This window comes from Ensifer sp. WSM1721, from assembly GCF_000513895.2.
Taxonomy (GTDB): Bacteria; Pseudomonadota; Alphaproteobacteria; order Rhizobiales; family Rhizobiaceae; genus Sinorhizobium.
On the sequence record NZ_CP165783.1, the window covers coordinates 1,352,235 to 1,373,289 of the forward strand.

At 63.1% G+C, this 21,055-nt stretch carries 25 protein-coding genes; 14 read left to right on the top strand and 11 right to left on the bottom strand.

The window, feature by feature from the left end:
• Positions 1-66: 66 nt before the first annotated feature.
• The 3 genes from M728_RS23885 (at position 67) to M728_RS23895 (ending at position 2,310) form a co-directional block, all read left to right on the top strand.
• Complete coding sequence (locus M728_RS23885) at positions 67-639, top strand: intradiol ring-cleavage dioxygenase (protein WP_026620855.1); 573 nt, start codon at positions 67-69, stop codon at positions 637-639.
• A gap of 215 nt (positions 640-854) precedes the next feature.
• Positions 855-1,760, top strand: a complete 906-nt coding sequence (locus M728_RS23890) for a PfkB family carbohydrate kinase (RefSeq protein ID WP_026620856.1) — start codon at positions 855-857, stop codon at positions 1,758-1,760.
• A 100-nt stretch (positions 1,761-1,860) separates the two neighbouring features.
• Entirely contained in the window at positions 1,861-2,310 is a 450-nt protein-coding gene (locus M728_RS23895; protein ID WP_026620857.1) for a PPC domain-containing DNA-binding protein, read from the top strand.
• A 3-nt stretch (positions 2,311-2,313) separates the two neighbouring features.
• On the opposite strand, the gene M728_RS23900 is transcribed toward M728_RS23895, so the two are convergent.
• From M728_RS23900 to M728_RS23910, 3 genes are all read right to left on the bottom strand, one after another.
• The gene (locus tag M728_RS23900; RefSeq protein WP_026620858.1) at positions 2,314-2,493 is read right to left on the bottom strand and encodes a hypothetical protein; all 180 of its coding nucleotides are present in this window, start codon (positions 2,491-2,493) and stop codon (positions 2,314-2,316) included.
• A 161-nt stretch (positions 2,494-2,654) separates the two neighbouring features.
• Positions 2,655-3,062 carry a hypothetical protein gene (locus M728_RS23905; RefSeq protein WP_026620859.1) on the bottom strand — a complete coding sequence of 136 codons (408 nt, stop codon included), beginning with the start codon at positions 3,060-3,062 and terminating at the stop codon, positions 2,655-2,657.
• Positions 3,063-3,099: 37 nt separating this feature from the next.
• Entirely contained in the window at positions 3,100-3,255 is a 156-nt protein-coding gene (locus M728_RS23910; RefSeq protein ID WP_156943432.1) for a hypothetical protein, read from the bottom strand.
• Between the two features lie 264 nt (positions 3,256-3,519).
• On the opposite strand from M728_RS23910, the gene M728_RS23915 reads away from it, so the two are divergent.
• Positions 3,520-3,789 carry a hypothetical protein gene (locus M728_RS23915; protein ID WP_026620860.1) on the top strand — a complete coding sequence of 90 codons (270 nt, stop codon included), beginning with the start codon at positions 3,520-3,522 and terminating at the stop codon, positions 3,787-3,789.
• Between the two features lie 168 nt (positions 3,790-3,957).
• On the top strand, positions 3,958-4,224 hold the full coding sequence (locus M728_RS23920; RefSeq protein ID WP_026620861.1) for a hypothetical protein: 267 nt from the start codon (positions 3,958-3,960) through the stop codon (positions 4,222-4,224).
• Between the two features lie 54 nt (positions 4,225-4,278).
• Here the strand turns inward: M728_RS23920 and M728_RS23925 are convergent, their stop codons facing one another.
• The 8 genes from M728_RS23925 to M728_RS23960 form a co-directional block, all read right to left on the bottom strand.
• Positions 4,279-4,485: a hypothetical protein gene (locus M728_RS23925; protein WP_026620862.1), complete on the bottom strand. Its 207-nt coding sequence runs from the start codon at positions 4,483-4,485 to the stop codon at positions 4,279-4,281.
• A 220-nt stretch (positions 4,486-4,705) separates the two neighbouring features.
• Positions 4,706-5,092: a hypothetical protein gene (locus tag M728_RS23930; protein WP_026620863.1), complete on the bottom strand. Its 387-nt coding sequence runs from the start codon at positions 5,090-5,092 to the stop codon at positions 4,706-4,708.
• Positions 5,093-5,446: 354 nt separating this feature from the next.
• Positions 5,447-7,408, bottom strand: a complete 1,962-nt coding sequence (locus tag M728_RS23935) for an elongation factor G (protein ID WP_026620864.1) — start codon at positions 7,406-7,408, stop codon at positions 5,447-5,449.
• Positions 7,409-7,627: 219 nt separating this feature from the next.
• Positions 7,628-8,335: a histidine utilization repressor gene (gene hutC / locus M728_RS23940; protein ID WP_034883639.1), complete on the bottom strand. Its 708-nt coding sequence runs from the start codon at positions 8,333-8,335 to the stop codon at positions 7,628-7,630.
• Positions 8,336-8,584: 249 nt separating this feature from the next.
• A complete protein-coding gene (locus tag M728_RS23945; RefSeq protein WP_026620866.1) occupies positions 8,585-9,064 on the bottom strand; it encodes a DUF302 domain-containing protein in 480 nt (159 codons plus the stop codon).
• Positions 9,065-9,201: 137 nt separating this feature from the next.
• On the bottom strand, positions 9,202-10,464 hold the full coding sequence (locus M728_RS23950) for an MFS transporter (protein WP_026620867.1): 1,263 nt from the start codon (positions 10,462-10,464) through the stop codon (positions 9,202-9,204).
• Positions 10,465-10,544: 80 nt separating this feature from the next.
• Positions 10,545-11,036, bottom strand: coding sequence for a cupin domain-containing protein (locus tag M728_RS23955; protein ID WP_026620868.1), 492 nt, complete (start codon positions 11,034-11,036; stop codon positions 10,545-10,547).
• A gap of 280 nt (positions 11,037-11,316) precedes the next feature.
• On the bottom strand, positions 11,317-12,228 hold the full coding sequence (locus M728_RS23960) for a LysR family transcriptional regulator (RefSeq protein ID WP_026620869.1): 912 nt from the start codon (positions 12,226-12,228) through the stop codon (positions 11,317-11,319).
• A gap of 269 nt (positions 12,229-12,497) precedes the next feature.
• Between M728_RS23960 and M728_RS23965 the strand changes: the two genes are divergently transcribed.
• The 9 genes from M728_RS23965 (at position 12,498) to M728_RS24005 (ending at position 20,850) form a co-directional block, all read left to right on the top strand.
• Complete coding sequence (locus M728_RS23965) at positions 12,498-13,328, top strand: 3-hydroxybutyrate dehydrogenase (RefSeq protein WP_026620870.1); 831 nt, start codon at positions 12,498-12,500, stop codon at positions 13,326-13,328.
• Between the two features lie 17 nt (positions 13,329-13,345).
• Complete coding sequence (locus M728_RS23970) at positions 13,346-14,431, top strand: patatin-like phospholipase family protein (protein ID WP_026620871.1); 1,086 nt, start codon at positions 13,346-13,348, stop codon at positions 14,429-14,431.
• A gap of 267 nt (positions 14,432-14,698) precedes the next feature.
• On the top strand, positions 14,699-14,968 hold the full coding sequence (locus M728_RS23975; protein WP_026620872.1) for a DUF2282 domain-containing protein: 270 nt from the start codon (positions 14,699-14,701) through the stop codon (positions 14,966-14,968).
• A 35-nt stretch (positions 14,969-15,003) separates the two neighbouring features.
• Positions 15,004-16,035, top strand: a complete 1,032-nt coding sequence (locus tag M728_RS23980) for a DUF692 domain-containing protein (protein ID WP_026620873.1) — start codon at positions 15,004-15,006, stop codon at positions 16,033-16,035.
• Positions 16,022-16,822 carry a putative DNA-binding domain-containing protein gene (locus tag M728_RS23985; protein ID WP_026620874.1) on the top strand — a complete coding sequence of 267 codons (801 nt, stop codon included), beginning with the start codon at positions 16,022-16,024 and terminating at the stop codon, positions 16,820-16,822. The genes M728_RS23980 and M728_RS23985 overlap by 14 nt, the downstream gene beginning before the upstream one ends.
• The gene (locus tag M728_RS23990; protein WP_026620875.1) at positions 16,819-17,292 is read left to right on the top strand and encodes a DoxX family protein; all 474 of its coding nucleotides are present in this window, start codon (positions 16,819-16,821) and stop codon (positions 17,290-17,292) included. Before M728_RS23985 ends, M728_RS23990 begins: the two co-directional genes overlap by 4 nt.
• Before the next feature lie 3 nt (positions 17,293-17,295).
• Positions 17,296-18,612: an NAD(P)/FAD-dependent oxidoreductase gene (locus M728_RS23995; RefSeq protein WP_026620876.1), complete on the top strand. Its 1,317-nt coding sequence runs from the start codon at positions 17,296-17,298 to the stop codon at positions 18,610-18,612.
• Between the two features lie 2 nt (positions 18,613-18,614).
• Positions 18,615-20,537 (top strand): adenylate/guanylate cyclase domain-containing protein, encoded by a 1,923-nt coding sequence (locus M728_RS24000; protein WP_026620877.1) that lies wholly within the window; start codon positions 18,615-18,617, stop codon positions 20,535-20,537.
• Entirely contained in the window at positions 20,473-20,850 is a 378-nt protein-coding gene (locus M728_RS24005; RefSeq protein ID WP_026620878.1) for a DUF3307 domain-containing protein, read from the top strand. The genes M728_RS24000 and M728_RS24005 overlap by 65 nt, the downstream gene beginning before the upstream one ends.
• The last annotated feature ends 205 nt before the right edge of the window (positions 20,851-21,055 follow it).

Below are 21,055 nucleotides of genomic sequence, written 5' to 3' on the forward strand. Positions count from 1 at the left end.
CGGTACCGGGCAAGCGCTGTCGAGCGGCGACCGCAAGCGCGTGAGCCCCATGAGAAGGAGGCTGCCATGCTGCCAACCCGACGTTCGCTGTTGACCGCCTTTCTGGCCCTGCCCGCCCTGCCCCTCGCCGACCGCGCCGCTGCCCAAAGGCTGCCTTTGACGCCCGCCTGCGGCGACGACCACGACCTGACGCCCGCGTTGACGGCAGGCCCTTTCTACAAGCCCAATGCGCCGCTCAGGCACGAGCTCTTCGGTGATGCTCCCCGCGGCGGGCGTATCACCCTTGCCGGCTACGTGCTCGACGCCCGTTGCCGCCCGCTCGCCGGCAGTCTCGTGGAAATCTGGCATGCGGACGAAACCGGCGCCTACGATACGCGCGGCTTCAACCTGCGGGGCCACCAAATGAGCGACGAGCGGGGCCGCTGGTGGTTCAGCACGATTGTCCCGGCTCGCTATCCCGGCCGCACCCGCCACTATCACTTCAGGGTGCGCCGCCCAGGTGCCTCGGTTTTGACGACCCAGCTCTTTTTCCCGAACGAGCCGCAGAACGCCCGCGACCGCCTGTATATGCCGGAATTGCTCATGGACCTCCGCGACACCGCTGACGGAAAATTCGGGCGCTTCGACTTCGTCGTTTGAGCTTGCTACTGCATGTTTCCTTAAATCGTACCGATTTAAGGACAAAAACATGCAGCAATTCAAAGTGCTACAGCGTCCTTTGTGCGTCTGAAAGACGCACGGCGCTGTAGCCTGCCGGAAACATTTCGCAGACGCCCGAGTTTGGCATCAGGAAGGAACAGGGCCTGCCCTGCGGCCCTGCGCGACGCCCATGAGCACTCCCATGATCCTGTCGCTTGGCAGCATCAACGCCGACCTCGAATTCCGCGGCGTCTCTTCTCTCGGCGGCGGCACCATCCGCACGGCGGGCTTCACCGAGCGCCGGGGGCAAAGCCGCCAATGTCGCCGTGTTCACCCATCGGCTGGGCATTGCGACGCGGCTCCTCGGCCGCATCGGCAACGATTACTACGCCAGGGTCGCCACCGACCCGCTTCGCAAGGCGGGCGTCGATCTGACCGGCGTGACCTCCACCGACAAGGCTCAGACGGGCATTGCCATCGTCATCGTTCAGAAGAACGGCGACAAGACGATGCTGAATGCCTCCAATGCCAACATGGAATGGGGGAGCGAGGCGGCCACACTCGCTCGTGACATGATCAAGGCGGCGCCGGAGAATTCCCTTCTCGTGGCCGACTTCGAAGTCCCGAGGAACGTCCTGGAAATCGCCTTTTCGAGTGCCGAGCGCCGCCGCCTGAAAATATTGGTCGACCCGACCTTCCCCGAGAAAGTCGAACTGCCGCTTCTCGAACGCTTCCATGCGATTACGCCGAACGAGAAGGAAGCCGAAGGGCTCCTGACGCGCGAGATCCGAACCGAGGACGACGCGGCCGAGGCGGCGCGCGCCCTCAACGCGCGCGGCGTCGAAATCGCCTGCGTCAAGCTTCGACAGGGCGGTTGTGCCCTGTGCCGGAGGGGTCAGGTCTCGATGCTTGCCGCACCGGACGTCGAGGTGGTGGACAAGACCGGCGCAGGCGACGCCTTCATCGGCGCCTTCGCAGCCGCGCTGGCCGAGGGGCGACCGCCTCTGGAGGCGGCCCGTTGGGGTGTTGCAGCCTCCTCCTTCTCGGTCGGAAGGGCGGGCGCTCAGGCATCCTATCCCACCCGCGAGGAATTCCTTCGTTTCCTCGAAAGCATCCGCTGAGTTGGCCGGCGCAGGTTCGGCTGAAACCCGGAACAGATCACGCCCATGCCGGTTCTTGGGAGACACCCTGCAGGTTTCCAAAAAAGACGAGGGCGAATCGATGAAGCAAAAACTCCTGGCGGAAGATGCGGGCGAGCGCACTTTCATCCTGGTTCTCGATGAAGGCGACGAGGCCTTTTCGGCGATCTCGGCGTTTGCAGCGGAAGCGAACATCGCCGGCGCGGCGCTGACGGCAATCGGCGCATTCAGCCGCGCCACGGTGGGATTCTTCAGGATCGAAGGCAAGAACTACAGCAAGATTCCCGTCGCGGAACAGTCAGAGGTCCTGAGCGCGATCGGCGACATCGCCCTCGACGACGCCGGTAAGCCGAGCCTGCATCTGCATGCGGTGCTGGGCCTCGAGGACGGCTCGACACGCGGCGGGCATCTTCTGGAAGGCTACGTCCGCCCGACTCTGGAGGTGATCATTCGAGAAAGCCCGACAGCGCTCCGCCGGCGCAAGCGAACGGACCTCGGCATAGCGCTCGTCGATCTCGACGCCGCCACCTGACGTTCACGTTTTCGCACTCGAATTCGGATTGCGCTTGTCGTCTTTGGGGCCCTTCGACGCCTTCGAGCCGCCGCCCCATTCCTGCGCCTTGCGGGCGGCATCGCCGCCGACGTGGCCCGGCTGATTTTTCTTGGCGGTACCGCTTTCGCCCTTGTCCTTGGGACGATCCGATTTGTTTTGCATCTGGAGCTCCATCCGTTCTCCCGGGTTCTCCCGGCAGGTGCAGCAGCGCACCGGCCGCATGCGCCCTGCCGATTTGTCCCGAACGATCGAGTCTGCGATCGGTTCCTGATGCGCGCTCAGGTTCTCGCCGGCTCTGTGCGAGCCGGCACAATGAGACCTTGCTACCAGACCCGCCAGCCGCTTGACCAGTAATGGTCCTTCAGATCACTCAGCCGATCTTCGATGTCGGAGATCATGTCCTCGATCCGTGAGGAGCGCCGCGTGTACCAGCGTGAGCGGCCCGAGCTCGCGACGATGAGGCCGATGAGACCGAGCAAAGCGAGAGTCGTCCAGGCGGGATGTTCCCTTGCCATATCGCCAGCTCTGCGGCCCGTATCTCTGACCGTGCTCGCAATGGCTCTGCCTGACGAAATACCCAATTCGGAAATCGACGCACTGAGCGCACCGACCTGCTCGCGCAGCGATCTGATCTGCTCTTCAACGGCCTCGTTCGCAGCGCCGACTGTACCCTTGCTTGTATCGACGACCCCGCGCGGTACGGCGGAACCGAGCGGCCTTTCCTGTGCCATGTCAGGTCCTCCTCTCTTGTCCAATTCGTCACAGACATCACACCATGGAAACGGCGGCCGGGGCCCAGAGTTCCTTGTCGCTGGAAATAGGCGTCAGTGGCGCCAAATCGCGCAGTCGGTGGCTATTTCCCGCGATGTCGAGCGCATAACCGCTGAACGGTTTTACTTGGGTGAGCACGGAGGTCTTCTGCATCTCCTTGATCCGCTCCAAATCACAACGTGATCGCAAACCGCCGGCTCTTCTCAAACACCTGCCATGATCAGCATCAGTAATTATCGGGCGCACCACATTCGCTTTTCCCGGATGGCTCCTCCAGTGGGCTCCTTTTCCTGTCATCGCGCGTCTGGTTATTCCGCTGCTAGATCAGCAGCTTCCGGCTACTCTTCATTGTTCTTGCTGGAACTTAATTCTGCTGTGGTGGTTTCCTGAAGAGCATGAATATGAAGGAGAACTTTAATGGCTGATAGAGGACCAACAGTCGTCAATACTGGCGGAAGCGGGGGTGGCTGGGCCGTCGCGATAATCCTGGTGCTGGTAATCGTTGGAGCGCTGTTCCTGTTTGGTGGAGATCTCCTGGATGGCGCCGGCGGTCGCGGTGGTGGTACGGACGTCGACGTGAACGTGCCGAACGTCGAAGCGCCGCAGGCACCTTCAGGCGGACAGGGGACACAGCAGGCGCCTTCGGGCGGCGCACAACCGGCCCCTTCGGGCGGCGCACAACAATAGTGTTGAGCGAGCCTCGGTCGAGAGCGGCGGCTCCCCGGCCGGGGCGCGGCCTTGCGCCGGCGGTGGCCTCATTTAAGCCGCTTGCTTCGGTTGATGTTCAGGAACGATTCGAAACGACACGCGTCTTCGATGCGCTGAGGATACCAAGAAGATAGAGGAGAGCCGGACATGAAAATGATAAAGCTTTTTGCCGCCGCCGCGTTGGCTTTCGCCGGCTGTGCAGGAAGCGCTCTGGCCGATCCTTGGAAAGACGAAAGCGGCCACGGGCGCTGGCGCGGTTATGACTATGAGCCGCGTTACGAACGAAGAGCATTGAAGGAAGAATATCGTAGAGGCCGCTGCAAGATCGAGCGCAAATGGGATGACGACGAGTACAAGGAGGAGATCAAGTGCAAGCGCGGCGCCCGCCCCATCTACGGCTACTACCGTTACTGAACCTCCGGATGAGCCGTTAGGCGTGCTCTAGCATAAGGCTCCACTCTCCTGCCGTCAGGCCGCCTTTGCCATCTTTTGCAGAAGCCTCTTCTCGCGTACGCCGGTCTGGTAGAGGAAGATCAGTCTCTTCGCCAGGTTTTCCGCCTCCTCCGAATCGCTCGAAAGATGTTTGTCGGCGAGCATCTGCTTGAGAACCTCGTCCAGCAGGGCTACACCATCGGGCAAAATGGCGTCGGATGAAAAATCGTCGGATGGACACATGTCGCGACCTCCTCGCATTTGGGCGAAAGCGCGTTACATCTTCCAGTCGGAGACGCCCGTTTCTTCTGCCACCGACAGCGGGCAACCTAGACCTTGAATGTGTCATTTATGATGTCGATGCCGTGCGTCACGGGAAGCCCCAGAGCGACCATGCCCAGAAGGGACGATCGTTGGGGCGTCGCTCTGGGACCCCCGCGCAGGTTCGTGGCAGCAGCGGCGGCTAACCGCCGCGGACCTGCGATCTCTTGCCTCGGCGGCGCTCAGCCGACGAGTTCCTGGCCGTCTGCCGCGCCTCGCTCGTAAACTTCAGCCTCCAACCATTGCCGCTGGCTTGCCAATCGACGGCGGAGGAGATTTGCCCGATCAGGCTGGAACCATCCATTTCGCGTGCTCTGGTTTTCGCGATCAGCTCCGGTGGATCGGTAATCAGCACCAATAGGAAAACGATCGGCACGAGTATGTATGTCGGGACACCCGTCGACATGCCGGCAAAAGCAGCAATCAACACGGCAAGCACAATGTAGATCAAGTTAGAGAGCGGGTGGGATATCGTCCTGAAACAGGCTTCGGAAAGAGTATTCTTCCGTCCGTTGTCTGACACTGCCATAGGAAGGATCCCGTTCGATCTGTCTTGCTGGTCGCGCTTCGGCGTGATTGCTTTGATATGTGCCGAGAGAAGCGTTCCGCAACCGGCTTAGGACCTTTGCCGTGCCGCATCGGACCAAGGTCTTATGGATCGACCCTGGTGATCGGTTGTCGAAGAGATCAGAGCGGATGCGGGCGGAAAAAGAAGCGCCCGGCACAAAATGCGAGTGCCCGCGCAGGGAACGACGCGGGCACTGCAACAGGTTTGAAACCTGAACGTCGCTGGGGGACAGAAGCGACCTCAATTAATTCATGAGATGCTAATTTGTTCCACTCGCATCCGGCGATGCCGCCGCCCGACACGCGCGCTCTGTGATCACTGACCGTTCTGATGCGTTCCATGGGCGGAGACGATCGCCTGCGCCTCCTTGCCGTAAAGCTCCTCGAAATGATCGAAGCTCTTGGAAAAATAGCCGATGCCCTGGGTCGCCGATCTGAGCGATCGCGCCAGCTCGTCGAGTGCGGCTCCGGGGATGAGGGCGCGGAAGATGTCCCAGCCCTTTGCCGCCTCGTCGCGGTCGAAGCCGAGGACCTGGCCCTTGAGCGAGGCGACGATCGGTACGAGGTTTCCGGAATAGATCGACGGGAGATGGATCTCCACCCGGAAGATCGGCTGCATCAGCACCGCGGCCGCCTGCGATAAGGCTTGGCGCACGCCCATCTTCCCCGCCGTCCGGAAAGCATATTCCGAACTGTCGACGGAGTGATGCTGGCCGTCGGTCAAAAGCACGCCGACGTCGATGACCTTGAAACCGAGCGGTCCCTTGTCCATCGCCTCGCGGGCCCCCGCCTCCACCGCCGGAATGAAGTTGCGCGGCACCGCGCCGCCCTTGACCGTTTCGGCAAAGGAAAAGCCTTCGCCCCGGCCGTTGGGGTGAACGCTGAGCTTCACGTCCGCGAATTGCCCGGCGCCGCCGGTCTGCTTGCGATGGCGGTAATGGACCTCCGAGGATTTCGATATCGTCTCGCGGTAGATCGGGCTCGGCGGGCGCTCGCTCACCTCGACATGGAAGACTTCCGACAGCGTCCTTGAGAGTTCACGCAGGTGCACCGGCCCCTGGGCACAGACGAGCTGCGCGCCCGTCCCCTCCTCCTGCATGACCTTGAGGCCGCGATCGGCTTCGGCGAGCTTCGCCAGCGTTTCGGAGAGCTTGGTCTCGTCGCGCTCGCTTGCCGGCACCAGGATGCGCTCGAGCATCGGCGTCGGCGGTGTCGTCCACTCGGGCGGTGCCAGCGGCGCATTGGCGGTAAGCACGGCCGGCACGGGCAGGTGGTCGGATTTGACCGCGGCGAATATCTGTCCGGCCTCGGTCACGCCCGAGGCGATCGCCCGGCCGCTCGCGGGATCCTGCAGCGAGCCGAGGCCGGCGCCGCCGAGCGTGGCCCCCTGTTTCACGCCGTTCTGCAGGGCGCGGCCAAGAACCGTCTTGCCGATGCTCTGGCGGAAATGGGCGTGGAAGCTGACGGCGGCAAGCGAAGCGGCGTCGGCCCCGGCTGCGGTCGCGAGGCGCTGCCTCAATGCCTCGACGCGCGGCGCCTCATGACGGAGCGCCTTCATCAGCCGCATGATGCCGTTGCTGTGGCTTGCCGAGCCGAGGAGCACCGGGATGACCCTGTTCTCGCTCAAGACGCGAGTCGAGATCGCATAGATTGCGTCGCTCGCCGGCTCACGGTCCTCGATAAGCTCCTCCAGGAGCCAATCGTCGAATTCCGAAAGATGCTCCAGAAGCTCGGCACGCGCCTCGTGCTCGCGTTCTACCGCGCTCTCCGGGATCTCGAAGAGGGACGAGGGCTGCCCCTCGCGGTAGCGCCAGGCGCGCTCTGAAATCAGATCGCAACTGCCGATGATCTTGTCGCCGTCGCGGATCGGAATCTGCCTGAGGATAAGCGGGCGGCTGCAATAGTCCTGAAGTGCGGCGACGACATCCCGCAAGCGCCCCCGCGGCTCGTCCATACGGTTGATAAAGAGAATGCAGGGTGTGCCGGATGCCTCGATCACGCGCAGATAGGGCGCAGCGAGAACGGCTTCGTCGACCACCGGCGAGACGCAGAGCACACAGGCGTCGCTCGCTAGAAGCGCGTGCTGCGCATGCACGAAGGACTCGTTATTGCCCGGAACATCGAGCGCGCACCAGGACTCACCGCCGAACTCGAATTCGGTGATGCCTAGTCCATACGGAGAAACTGATTTTTTCGGCTCGCCTCCCAGCGAGCCCAACCTTTCCACGAGCGTGGTTTTTCCGATCTGCGAAGGACCGAGTACAGTGAAGCAGCGCATCGGCGTTCCTCCCTCTGCCAAGACGACCATGACAGGATGCCCCTCGAAGAGGCAAAGCGCCAGAGATTGCTGCATTTTTTGTTACAGCGAAGACTTTGCGCGCTTATTTGCGGCTCATCCATCTTGCCGGCAACCTTCTTGGATCCTGAATTTCTGGCCTGATGATCGCCGCCGGGTGGACCGTCATGCCGTGTCTCGGCTCCGTAAGGGCAAAGGAACCTAACCCGCCGCGCTTGGCGCGAACTCGGCGATGAGTTCGTGGCGATCGCCCGGATAGGTGAGCCTGACGCTCGTCACCGGCGCGCCGCCGCTCCAGGTTCGACGCTCAATGACGAGGCAGGGCGCACCGGTCGCGATCCCGAGCGCTTGCGCCGCTTGGCGGCTTGCCGCCACGGCCTTGATGCGATGCTCCGCCGTGCTCCAGGGCACCTTGCCGAGTAGCCAGGACCCGGGAGCGACGGTATCGAAGCTCTCCGTTTCGGCCTCCGGCACTGCGATAAGGTTGATCAAGCGCTCCTCGAGGCAGAAGACGCGGCCGCCGGCGAAATGGCGGCAGGTGATATCGAGCAGCCGGGAAGCTGCCGGCAGGTCGATGCGTCCGGCATCGGCGGCATTCATCTTGCGCAGCTTTCTCTCGTCGAGGCGGTAGGCGTAATCGAGGCCGAGTGCCTGAACCTCGCGCTTGACGTCGTGGATCTCCATCACCGCCGACTGGACCTGTGGAAAGCTGACATAGCTGCCGGACTTGCGCCGCCGCTCGATCAAGCCGCGCTTGACGAGCTCGGAAAGCGCCTTGTTCACGGTCATCCGCGAGCAGCCGTATTGATCCGTGAGTTCATGCTCGAAGGGTATGCGGTATCCCGGCGGCCACTCACCGGACAGGATACGCCCCTCGACCTCGCTTAGAATTCGCTGATGCAGCGACATCGGCGGTTCCTGAGGCGGCTCTTGGCGGTTTTGCTCGTCGGAAGGATGCTTGTTGGAAATGGCGTGATCCTCGTTCCTGCAGGTTTCCTTAAATCCTAGCCGATTTAAGGATAAAACATGCAGCAGTTCAAAGTGCTACAGCGACCTTTGCACGCCTCATTGAATTCGATTGAACACGACGCGCTTTAGGAGATCGGGGTGGCCCTCCCCAAACGATGCCACTCACAGGGAGGGACCTTTGGCCGCGCCTTACTCTTTAACGGTTGCGGTGACCGCTTCGATGACCTGCGATGCCATGGCGAATTGGCGGTCCCGACTCGAAATTCGATGCCGCTTTGCGATCCAGCCGAAGTCGGTGTAGGCGGCGTAGACGGATCCGTCCTTCGCCTGATAGACGAGGACCCGGACGGGCCAGTCGAGTCCGGCGAGAGGATTGGCGGTGATGAAAGTCGTGCCGAGTGCCGGGTTGCCGAACATCACCAAGCGCGACGGACGCACCTCGTTGCCGGCGGCATTGCCGAGCTTGGCCTGGTCGATGACGCCGAAGAGGGAGATCCCCTTGTCCTCGACGCTGCGCTTGATGCGGTTCACCGTCTCGCTGACCGAATAGCGGCTCTTGACCGTCACGATACCGTCCCCGTCTGCGGCCTCGGCCGTCGAAACATGAGCCAGTGCCGTCATCGCGGTGAGCAAGACTGCCGATAGTATCGCATTGCTGATCTTCATCATTTCAAAGCTCCTCTCTCTACAGCGCCGCGGGCCCAACCGGACGCGCAAAGGTCGCTGTAGCAATTTGAGTTGCTGCATGACTTTGTCCTGAATCGATTCCGATGTAGGAATCATGCAGTAGCCCCCGATGGGCTTATTCAAAGATGCGGCTCGCCGTTGCGTTTTGATAATGCCGTCTCTTGTCCATTTCGATAACCGGACCTCATAGCGCGCAGCGCCACGGCAAAGAGCATGGCGAGCACAACCAGCGCGACGAGCATCAGCACTGAAGTGGTCCATCCGAAGCGATCGTAGATCTGGCCGATCACCAGGCTGCCGAAGAGCCCGCCCGTGTAATAGGAGGCGAGGTAGGCGCCGCTTGCCGTCGCCTTCTCCGTCTCGGCGATGTGACCGACCTGGCTGGTTGCAAGCGCCTGCGCGAGAAACGTGCCGACGGCGACCATGGCGAGGCCCGCAAGCACAACGGCGATGCTGCTGCTGAGAAGTGCGACCAGCCCGAGCACAGCGCATAGGAGCGTCAGCACAATGCCGGCCCCGGCGCCGAGACGACGCGAGATATACCCGCCGAGCGGCGTGGTGAACAGCGATGGCAGGAATACCAGATAGACGAGGCCGAGCTGCATCGGCGACAGCCCGAGCTCGACCAGCCGGAAGTTGACATAGGTGAATGTCCCTATGAAGACGAAGAGGATCAGGAAGCCGATGGTGAGCACGCTCTGCAGGCGTCGATTGCCGAGCACCGAGCGCCAGTTTCCGCTCCTGCTTCGCCTGTGCCGGTCCGGCATCATGCGTTCCGTCCGCTTCAACGTGGTCCAAACGAGGGCCGCGCCCGCCAGGTTGAGCAGCGCGAAGGTCTGGAAGTTGATGGACAATCCGCCGAGGTCGGCAACTGCCGCGGAGAGAATGCGGCCGAAGAGGTTGCTCGCGACATTGCCGGTGACATAGGCCGCAAGCGCGCCCGTGGCCCGCTCGGCCGGGAAACGCTCCGAAAGATAGGCCATGGTGAGCGTGAAGGCGGTCGCCATGCACAGGCCCTGCGCCACTCGCAGGCCGGCAAAGGTCGCAATGTCCCGGGTCGTCGAGAGGAGCACGGTGGGCACGGCAAGCAGTGCGAGACTGATCCAGATGCCGTTTCGCCGATCCAGGTTGCGCCCGAAGATGCCGATGGCGAGACCAGCGGCCGCCATGCCGAAGGTGCTGGCATTGACCGCGAGGCCCATTGTGGCGCGGCTCACCCCGAACTCTCGCTGCAGCGATGGCAGGATCGCCTGGGCGGCGAAGAGGTCGACGAGAGTCAGGAACGCGATGAGCGCAATGAGGCCGAAATGCCAGCGGTCGGCAACGGGGTTCGCCAGAACGGACATGGACGCCGGCGGCGAGGCATGATCGAGGTTCGCCATCGCTTGTCCTCCTGTAAATGCGGACGTTCCCGCCAGCGGCCGGAAACGTCCGCGATGTTGCGGTGCTGTCGCCTTGCGGCTCACATGGCGTGATCGTCTTTCGACATCGGCGGCAGGATATCGGCCGAGTAGAGCACGGCCGGCTTGGAGCCGTTGTTCTTCCACCAGTGGGCAAGCTCGCCGAACTCGGCGGTGACTTCGCCGGCCTTGTGCTCGATCGGAACCTTGCAGTTGCTGCGATACTCGGTGATCGTGCCTTCGAGGATCAGGATGTTGGCGGGACGTGCCTCATGCGAATGCCACGGCACGACGCCGCCCGGCTGGACGACCAGTTTGCGAAAACGCAGCGCGCTTCCTTTCCAGTCGCCGCCCCTGGAGGAGAGATCGATCGAGGCGAGGACATCATCGGTGACGCCGTCCGGTGCGGTCGCGCCCGGCGCCATGGCGCCTGCCGCCACCTGATCGGCCGGGCATTCCCCGGCAAGAGCGGGCACGGTTGCGAAGGTGGAGGCAAAAAGGCCGAGCGTTGCAATGGCGAGCGGCAGGCGGCCCGCAGTAAACTTCTGAGGCATGTCGGGTTCTCCTTCGTCGGTAACGCCGGAGAAATTCCGGCGGCACAAGGAGATTGCGGGAGATTCCGCCGACAAAGAAATGCCGCCTGCTTTTGAATTCCATAGCTCAGAGCTATTGCGGTAGAGAGGACGCGCGGCCGCGGTCGTAGCCGTCGGACCCGCGTGCGCGCTACTGCATGTCTCCTTGAATCGACCTCGATTTAAGGACAAAGGCATGCAGCAATTCAAAGTGCTACAGCGACTTTGCGCGTCTGATAAGAAGCCCGGCGCTGTAGCAGGCTCAGGCGATGCGCCGCATGTCTATTCCCGAATGCGGGGCGGCCCAGCCATAGGATTTCACGGCGCTGACGAATGTCGCCATGGCAGGCGAAAACCGCCTGCCGGCGACGGTCACGAGGCAGACCTCCCGGGTCACTTCCGGATCGGTGACGGGACGCACCTGGAGGCCCGGGATGACGGCGCTGTATTCGGGCAGGAAGCAGATGCCGAGACCGCCGGCGACCATGTTCTGGATCCAGTCCTCCCGCTCGCTCGAATAGGAATCCTGGGTACGCACTCCGCAAGCTTCGCAGACATCGGAAAGATAGTCGTTGAATTCGCAGTTGACCCGCCTGAGATAGACTTCGCCGTCGATTGCCGAGATGGGGATTGCCTCGTACTGGCTCAAGCGGTGGCCGGCTGGGAAGGCCAGCATGAACCGCTCGCGAAACAGCGGCGTGACATCGAAACGCTCGGGGAATTGGTCACTGCTTGCCATGATCGCGACATCGATCTCACCGGCCTCCAGCAGTTCGGAAAGACCGAGAGGTACTCCTTCGACGAGCTGAAGCTGAATGCCGCGATGACGGAGGTTGAAGTCGGTGAGCAGGCCGGTGAAACGGCGCGGCCCGATCGTGCACATGATGCCGACCTTCACATGCGCATCCTCGAGGCAAAGGAAGCGCGACGCCTCCTGCCGAACACCCGACAACTCGTCGACGATCGACTGGAAGCGCGGCCTCAGCAGGTTTCCGAGGTCGGTCAGATGAGTGAGGTTGCGCTCGCGCCGGAACAACAGTCCGCCAACCTCGTCCTCGAGTTGCTGGATTGCGCGGCTCAATGCCGGCTGCGTTACATTGCATTTCTCGGCGGCGCGCGTGAAGTTGCGCGTTTCGCAGACCGCCAGGAAATAGCGAACGTGGTGAATGTCCATACCTGCCCCCCCCGGAAGGCTTCTACGGCATATTGCTTCGGATCGGATCCGATCTAGAAATCAATCAAAAGTGCTATAGAGACCCGCCATGGGTCCTGGCCGACGCGCAGCGCCGAAGTCGAGGCGATGAACTTCCCCCGTGCGCGCCGCCTTCGCCAATGCAATTCACCTATCGAATTCATAGCACAGTGGCATTTCAGTTGAAATGAATAGAGAGCCATTCTCTTCCCGGAAAGGGCCTTTCGGCCGAAACGTGAGGAGACGCGGACATGCTCAAAAGTACCGACGCTGAAATCGACGCGATGTTCGGGCGCAGGGCGCTCGAGGGGCGCAGCGCCATCGTCACCGGTTCCACCAGCGGCATTGGTCTCGGCATCGCCCAGGCGCTGGCCAAGGCGGGCGCAGCAGTGATGCTCAACGGCTTTGGCGATCCGGCCGAAATCGAACGGCAGCGGGCCGAGATGGCGGAGGAGAACGACGTCGACGTCGCCTATGACAGCGCCGACATGTCGAGTCCGGAGGCCATCCGGATGATGGTCGAGCGCGCCGGCGCCCGCTTCGGACAGATCGACATCGTCGTGAACAATGCCGGGATCCAGCATGTTGCGCCGATCGCCGAATTCCCTGAGGCCAAATGGGACGCGATCCTTGGGATCAATCTTTCTGCTGCGTTTCACCTCGTTCGGGCGACCTACGGGCAGATGCGCGCTCGCGGTTACGGACGCGTCATCAACGTCGCCTCGGCTCACGGTCTCGTCGCCTCGCCCTTCAAGTCCGCTTACGTGGCCGCCAAACATGGGCTTGTCGGACTCACCAAGGTCGTGGCGCTCGAAGGCGCGGAATTCGGCATTACGGCCAATGCGATCTGCCCGGGCTATGTCTGGACGCCGCTGGTGGAGGCGCAGATCGACGGCCAGGCCAAGTCGCACGGGATCCCCCGGGACGCGGTTATCCGCGACGTGTTCCTGAAGAACCAGCCGACCAAGCGCTTCGCGACGGTCGAGGAGATGGGGGCGCTCAGCGTCTTCTTGTGCAGCAGCGCGGCCGCCTCGATCACCGGCGCGGCCATTCCCGTCGATGGCGGGTGGACAGCCCATTGATCGAGAGGAGGAGAGCCATGAACAAGCACACCCATGTGGGCCTGCCGGAATCCGAGCACCAGGTGCGGCGCTCCAAGGAAGACCTGCGTCCGCCGCGAACGATAAACCTCGCGCTTCAGGGCGGCGGTGCGCACGGCGCATTCACCTGGGGCGTGCTCGACCGGCTGCTCGACGAGGCGAACCTTTCCTTCGAAGGCATCGTTGCGACCAGCGCCGGCGCGATGAACGCCGCGGTCCTGGCCTATGGGCTTGCAGAGGGCGGACGCAGCGGCGCGCAAAGGGCTCTCGCCAATTTCTGGCGCCGCATCAGCCATGCGGCAGCCTTCAGTCCGCTGCAGCCGAGCTTGCTCGACCGCCTGACCGGGTCGAAATCCTTGGAGTATTCGCCGGCCTTCGTCGTCTTCGATATGGTGACGCGGCTGCTATCGCCCTACCAGTTCAACCCGTTGAACTACAATCCGCTGCGCCAGGTTTTGGAACAGTCGATCGATCTCGATGCGATCCGCATGTCGCGTTGTCCCGTGAAGCTGAACATCTGCGCGACCAACGTGCGCTCCGGCAAGGTCAAGGTGTTTTCCAATGACGAGATCTCGATCGACGCCGTCATGGCCTCGGCCTGCCTGCCGTTCCTGTTTCAAGCCGTAGAGATCGACGGCGAGGCCTATTGGGACGGAGGCTACATGGGGAACCCCGCCATTTTCCCGCTGATCTATGGTTGCGACACGCCGGATGTGTTGGTGGTGCACATCAACCCGCTGGAGCGAACGGAACTGCCGCGCACTGCGGCCGAAATACTGAACAGGATCAACGAAATCAGCTTCAACTCGTCACTACTGAGGGAGATGCGGGCAATCGCCTTCGTGACGCACCTGATCGATTCCGAGGCCGGTAATTCTCTTGGCCTCAAACGCATCTTCGTACATGGCATTTCCGACGACGAGACGATGAGAAACCTCAGCGTCTCCAGCAAGCTCAATGCCGAGTGGGGAGCCCTCGTAGACCTCCGTGACCGCGGTCGACAGTGCGCGGAGGACTGGCTGATGGCGAACTATGACGCGATAGGGAAGCGTTCGAGCGTCGATATCAGTACGCGTTACCTCTAGACGCCTCAGCGCTTCCCGACCAATCAGGGTGCGTCGCCACCGCCCGAGCGCACCTCCTTGCCATCTCCCTCCCGATGGCAGTGTTGCCCCCCGATCGGCCCGATCCGGGGGGCTTTTTTCGTCTCAGGTGCCGCCCGTCGCCGGCGGATAGTTCGGCCTATCGAAACCATGCCTGAACAGCATTTCAAAGAGCTCGAGCGGTCTGCGAAGCTTGTCAGCATCAGGCCGATACCCGGTCTGAACAACGTCAGATCCAGGAGATGTTCAATGATCAACACTCGTACGCTCATCAGTTCCGCGCTTGCCGCGATCGCCTCCGTCTCGGCGTCGACCGCATCGGCAGGACCGGCCGCCCAGCCCGAGTTCTCGTTCGAGAAATGCTACGGCATCGTCAAAGCCGGGCAGAACGACTGCCAGACAGCCACCCATTCCTGCGCGGGCACCTCGACGATGGACGACCAGGCCGACGCCTGGATCTACGTGCCTGCCGGCACCTGCGGAAAGATCGCCGGCGGCAGCGACGCCCCCAAGGCCTGACGGCCTCCGACAACAAGCAAAAAGGGAGTAGACCGATGCCCAAGACGTTTCCAACCCACCCGGTGCCGTGCGCTGCGGGCATCGGCCTCCGTTCGATACACATTTCCGAGATGCTTTCCCGCAGGCCTGCTGCGGGTTGGCTGGAAGTCCATGCCGAAAACTACATGGGCCAATCAGCGGCCGTGGAGGCGCTCGAGAAGCTACGGGAGGTTTATCCGCTTTCGGTGCACGGCGTCGGACTGTCGCTCGGCAGCGCCTCGGGTCTCGACCGAGCGCATCTGGAGCGGCTGCGTCTCGTCTGTGAGCGCTTCCAGCCGGCGATCGTCTCGGAGCACCTTGCCTGGAGCGTCGCCGACGGCGCCTACCTCAACGACCTCCTGCCGCTCCGTTACGACGACGAGGCGCTCACCATCGTTTCCGGGAACATCGGCCGGCTGCAGGATACGCTCAAGCGTCAGGTGTTCATCGAAAATCTCTCCGCCTATCTGGCCTTCGCGGAATCGAGCATGACCGAGGCAGAGTTCCTGAACGAGCTCGTCAACCGGACCGGTTGCGGCCTGCTGCTGGACGTCAACAACGTCCATGTCTCCGCAAGCAACCTCGATTTCGATGCATTGGCGTTTATCGACGCCCTGCCTGCCGACGCGATCGGTGAAATCCACCTTGCCGGCCACGCAGTCAATGAAGTGGACGGCGACGTCATTCTCATCGACGACCACGGGTCGCGCGTGCCGCCGGCCGTCTGGTCGCTCTATGCCCACGCTCTCCGCAGGATCGGCCCGCGACCGACACTGATCGAATGGGACACGGATGTGCCGCCGCTCGAGGTCTTATTGGGCGAAGCCATGTGGGCGGACATGCTCGCCCGCAGTATCGCCTTCGGCGAGCGCCCGGAGGAGCCGCCGGTCGCCGTGCGGGACAGCCGTTTCGAGACAATGACGCTACCCCGCCGCGACGACGCGAGTGGCATCCGTTTCCCGGCGCTCGCTGCCATCGCGGCAGTTAGAGCCGCTTGCGGCAACTGCGCAGCGGACCATTGCAGGAGGGACGGCCATGTCCTCCATTGAAACCCTGCAGAGCGTGGTCGCGCGTGCGGTTCTGACGACCGGGCCCGCAGATATCCTGCCACTCCTCGAGCGGGGTCGTTTCGATCCCGCAAGGCGCCTCAATATCTACCGCAACAATACGTTGGTCTCGCTCACGACGACGTTGAAGGCCGTGTTCCCCGTGACGGTGCGGCTGCTCGACGAACGCTACTTCAGTTATGTGGCCGGCCGCTTCATCCGCAACAGCCCGCCACAAGAGCCGCGCCTTTCGCGCTACGGCGCAGGATTTGCGCCATTCCTCGCGCGCTTCGAGGGAACCGCCGATATGCCCTTCGTTTCCGAGGTGGCGCGCCTGGAGTGGAAGATCGCCGAAGCGCTCGACGCGCCGCTGGGGCGGCCAAGCACACTCATCGAGCTCTACGAGGGGCTTTCGAGCGGGTCCTTCGCGCTCTTTCTACAGCCTTCGCTGCGACTTGTTCTGTGCCGCTGGCCCGCCCTCAGCATATGGGCGGCGCACCAGCAGGGAGGTGATCCCGACAGGCTCTCGAATCTCGAACGCGAACCGGAGCGCATTGCGCTGTGGAGACATGCCGACACCGTTCGCTTCCTGCGCCTCGACGCCGCGGAGTTTGCGTTCTGGCACATGTTGATGCGGGGCAGCGGACTCGAGGCTGCGGTCGCTCGCGCCTGCCGCCATTCGCCTGAGTTCGATATCGCTCGAGCGCTGGCGGGCCTTTTCGTCAGCGAGCTCGTCATCGGCATCCATCGCATGAAGGGGTCTTCCAACCAGCAGGAGAGAGTGTCATGACCACAATGCGCGCAACACCGATCAGTGCTTCCAGAACGATATACAGGCTTCACGACACCGTCGTGGAGTGGGCGAGCGCCCTGCCGCTATCGATCGTGCAATTGGCGTCCCGCGTTGCCGTCGCGGAGGTTTTCTGGCAATCCGCCCAGACGAAGCTCGCATCCTGGCCGGTTACGCTCCAGCTGTTCGCCTTCGAATATCGCGTGCCGCTGCTCGATCCCGGACTGGCCGCTCTTATGGCGACAGCGGCGGAACTCAGTGGCGCGGCGATGCTCGCCCTGGGACTGTTCGCGCGGCTCGCCTCGCTGATGCTGCTCGGCGTCGTCGCCACCATCCAGATCTTCGTCTACCCGGATCATTGGGTCGAGCATCTGATGTGGACAAGCCTGCTCCTGCTCATCCTGTCGCGGGGGGCCGGAGTCATTTCCGTCGATCATCTGGTCGCCCGACGCATCCGTGCGGGGGGCTGAACGATGTCGGTGGCGCCTGTTCAGAGCGGCTCCGTGGCGGGCAAGATTGCGGCCGGCACGGACCAGACAAAGCACCGGCCGCGCGTGGTCATTCTCGGTGCGGGCTTCGGCGGCCTGAACGCGGCGTTGGCGCTTCGTCGCGCGCCGGTCGAAGTCACCGTCATCGACCGGCGAAACTATCACCTGTTCCAGCCTCTGCTTTATCAGGTGGCGACCGCGGGGCTCTCGCCGGCGCAGATTGCCATGCCGATCCGCCGCATTCTTTCGCGGCAGTCGAATGCCACGGTCCTGATGGACAAGGTCGAGGCGGTCGATACGGCCGCGCGATGCGTCGTGACTGGCAGCCGGCGCATCCCCTATGACTACCTGATCGTTGCGACCGGCGCCCGCCACACTTATTTCGGCAACGACACCTGGGCGGACCACGCCCCGGGCCTGAAGACAATCACCGATGCGACGGCGATCCGCGCGCGCATCCTCTCCGCCTTCGAACGGGCGGAGGTGACCGATGACCCCCGCTTGCGCCAGGCGTTCTTGACCTTCGTTGTCGTCGGCGGCGGGCCGACGGGTGTCGAACTCGCCGGCGCCATCGCCGAGCTCTCGCGAAGGACGATCGTTCGTGATTTCCGGCGCATCGATTCATCCTCCGCCCGGGTCGTGCTCGTCGAGGCGGGTGAGCGGATACTGCCGGCGATGCCGCCCTGCCTTTCGAGGAAAGCCCAGAGACAACTCGAAAACCTTGGCGTCGAGGTCCTGCTCGGAAATGCCGTCGCCGGCTGTGACGACAGCGGCGTACGGCTGGCCGACGGAACAGAAATCGGCTCCGCCTGCATTCTCTGGGCCGCAGGCGTCATGGCTTCGCGCGCCGCCAAGTGGATCGCCGCGCCGGCCGATCGCGCCGGTCGGGTCCTGGTCGACGGGCGCCTCAATCCGCCTGGGCACGACGAGATATTCGTTATCGGTGACACGGCCTCGGTGACCGATGCGGCCGGACGTCCTGTACCTGGCGTCGCGCCGGCAGCCAAGCAGATGGGGCGTTACGCGGCCCACGCCATCCTCGCCGGCATGGCGGGACGTCAGTCGGCGCCCTTCCGCTATCGTGACTACGGCAATCTCGCGACCATCGGCCGCAAGGCAGCGGTTGCGGATTTCGGCAAGGCCAGGCTCTCCGGTTATCCCGCATGGCTCGTCTGGAACTTCGCCCATCTCTGGTTCCTCGTCGGCTTCCGTAATCGCCTCGTGGTCTTTCTCGACTGGGCGGTCGCCTATGCCCGCAACGATCGCGCCGCGCGGCTGATCACCGGCCAACACGAGGCCTAGCGATGTATCGCCCGAAGCTCGCCCAGGTCATCATCGTTATCCTCATGCTGGCGGTGCTCTCCACCGCAGCGCTGATCCATCTCATCTGGCAGCGCGCAGCCGGCGAGAACATCGAGGAAATCGTCGCGAGTCTCGATGCCCAGACGGCGGGATCCGTCAGGAACGACCTGTCCCGGACGCTGGCGCTCGTGACGAGCACCGCCGAGGTTGTCCGCTCCATCTTCTTCCAGGGTGCAATCGGCGCCGATGACGAGGTCAAGCGCGAGTTCCTGTTCCTGTCGCTGCTGCGCGAGCAGCCGGCGATCGCCTGGATCGGCTTCGGCTTTCCGGACGGGCGCTTTTTCGGGTCGCATGCGACCGCCGACGGCCGGATCGAAATGGTCGAAATCGGCGCTGCGAAAGCCGGCGAGCTCCGTCCGCTGCGGCGCGATCTCTACCGGCCGATCCCGGGCGACATCTTTTTCGAGGAGCGCATCAAGGCGGAGAGCGCCTATGTGGCACTCGGCGCCCCCTGGTATCGCTTGGGCAAGGAAACCGGAGAGCCCGTCTGGACGGTCACCAATGTGCTGCCGAACGGTTTCGAGCCGGCCATGGTGCTGTCGAAGCGCGTCGTGACCTTCGGGAAGTTTACCGGCGTGGTGATGGTGGCCGTGAGCCTCCGGCGCCTTTCCGAGGCGCTGCAAGCGCTCGAACTACCGGCGCTCGGCAAAGCCTTCGTTCTTGACGAGCGCGCGCGGGTGCTTGCGACATCACAACCCTCCGACGGCGTGATGGCGGTACATTTTTCCGATTTTCCTGCCTCCGATGCCGTGGCGACGGCCGCCGCCGAGGCCATCGCGGCCAATAAGGTCGACGCCTTCCGCGCCGTAGTGCCGAACGCTTCGCTAGGCCCCGTCTTCGTGTCGTCGTCGCGCCTGCCGTTCGAGAACTGGCGCCTTGTTACCGCCACCCCGCGCTCGACCTTCGCAAGCGGTATCGACAAGAATATCCGGCGCATAGCCATAGTCGTGCTCGCCATGGCCGCGCTTGCCGCAGCAACTGCCGTCGGCTTTGCAAATTTTCTCCTCGCCCGGCCGCTCGCCCGGCTGGCGGAGCAATTGCGTGCGGTCGAGCGCTTCTCGCTGGAAAGCATCCGCCATCACCCGACCTTTCTCGCCGAGCTCAACGACTTGTCCCAGGCGTTGAAGCGAATGGCGGTCGGGCTTTCGGCCTTCGCCCGCTATATGCCGCTCGACGTCGTGCGACCGCTGGTCGAGGGTGGCATCGAGCCGAAGCCCGGCGGCGAGCTCTGCGAAGTGACGGTCATGTTCGCCGACCTGCCCGGCTTCACCGAGCTGACGGAGAGGCTCGGACCCGGCGTCGAGCCGCATCTGACGCGCTTCCTGTCTATCGCGGTCGCCGCTATCCATGCCGAGGGAGGCACCGTCGACAAGTTCATCGGGGATGCCGTCATGGCGATCTGGAATGCGCCGGGCAAACAGGCGGACCATGCTTCCCGCGCCTGCCGCGCGGCTGTCGCGATCCGGACGGCAATGCATGACGACCCGCCAATCGCTGCCGGCGAGGATGCGATCCGCGTGCGCATCGGGATCAACAGCGGCACGGCGCTGATCGGCAATATCGGCTCCGCCGAGAGGCTGAGCTACACCGCCATCGGCGATACCGTCAATCTCGCGAGCCGGCTGGTGAATGTGGCCAAGGAGCGCGGCGTCGAAATCGTGCTCAGCGATGCAACGATGCGGGAACTCGGGGCAGAGCCGATGACGAGGCCGCTCGGGCTTGCGGCGGTCCGCGGCAAGGCCAGCCCTGTCGGCGTGCATACGATTGACCAGCTAAACGCTCGATCCGCGGGAGGAAGCGATGGAAATGGCGATTACGACGGTGGCGATGCTCGCTTGCATGCAGCTCAAGCACTTCGTCGCTGATTATGTGCTGCAGCCCGCCTGGATCCTGCGCGGCAAAGGAAATTTCCGCATGATCGGCGGCTATGTCCATGCGGGCGGGCACGCGCTCGGAACCCTGCCGGCACTGATGCTCGCCGGCGCTGGCATGACGCGCGTCGCCATTCTCGTGCTCGCCGAATTCGTAGCTCACTATCTCATCGACTATGGCAAGGCACTGCTGTCGCGGCATAGCCGCGCCGATACGACGGCCCGGACCTACTGGGCGATGCACGGAGCCGATCAATTGATGCACCAGCTCACCTATGCGGCGCTGATCCTGGCCGCACTGGTGTAGGCCCTTTCAACGGACGACAACACTGCACGACGTAGCGGATGCGTGTCTCCACCGGCGTCGGGCCTGCTGTCGCTGGAGCCTTTAAGCTCGCGGTGGAGGTTGAGCATCTTTAATATTTCCATGATATTTGCTGAGCTTTGATAGTATCATGCCGGAAAACAGCGGAACGCTGTTAGGAGTTGTGCGGCTGTCCGATGGCTACCGG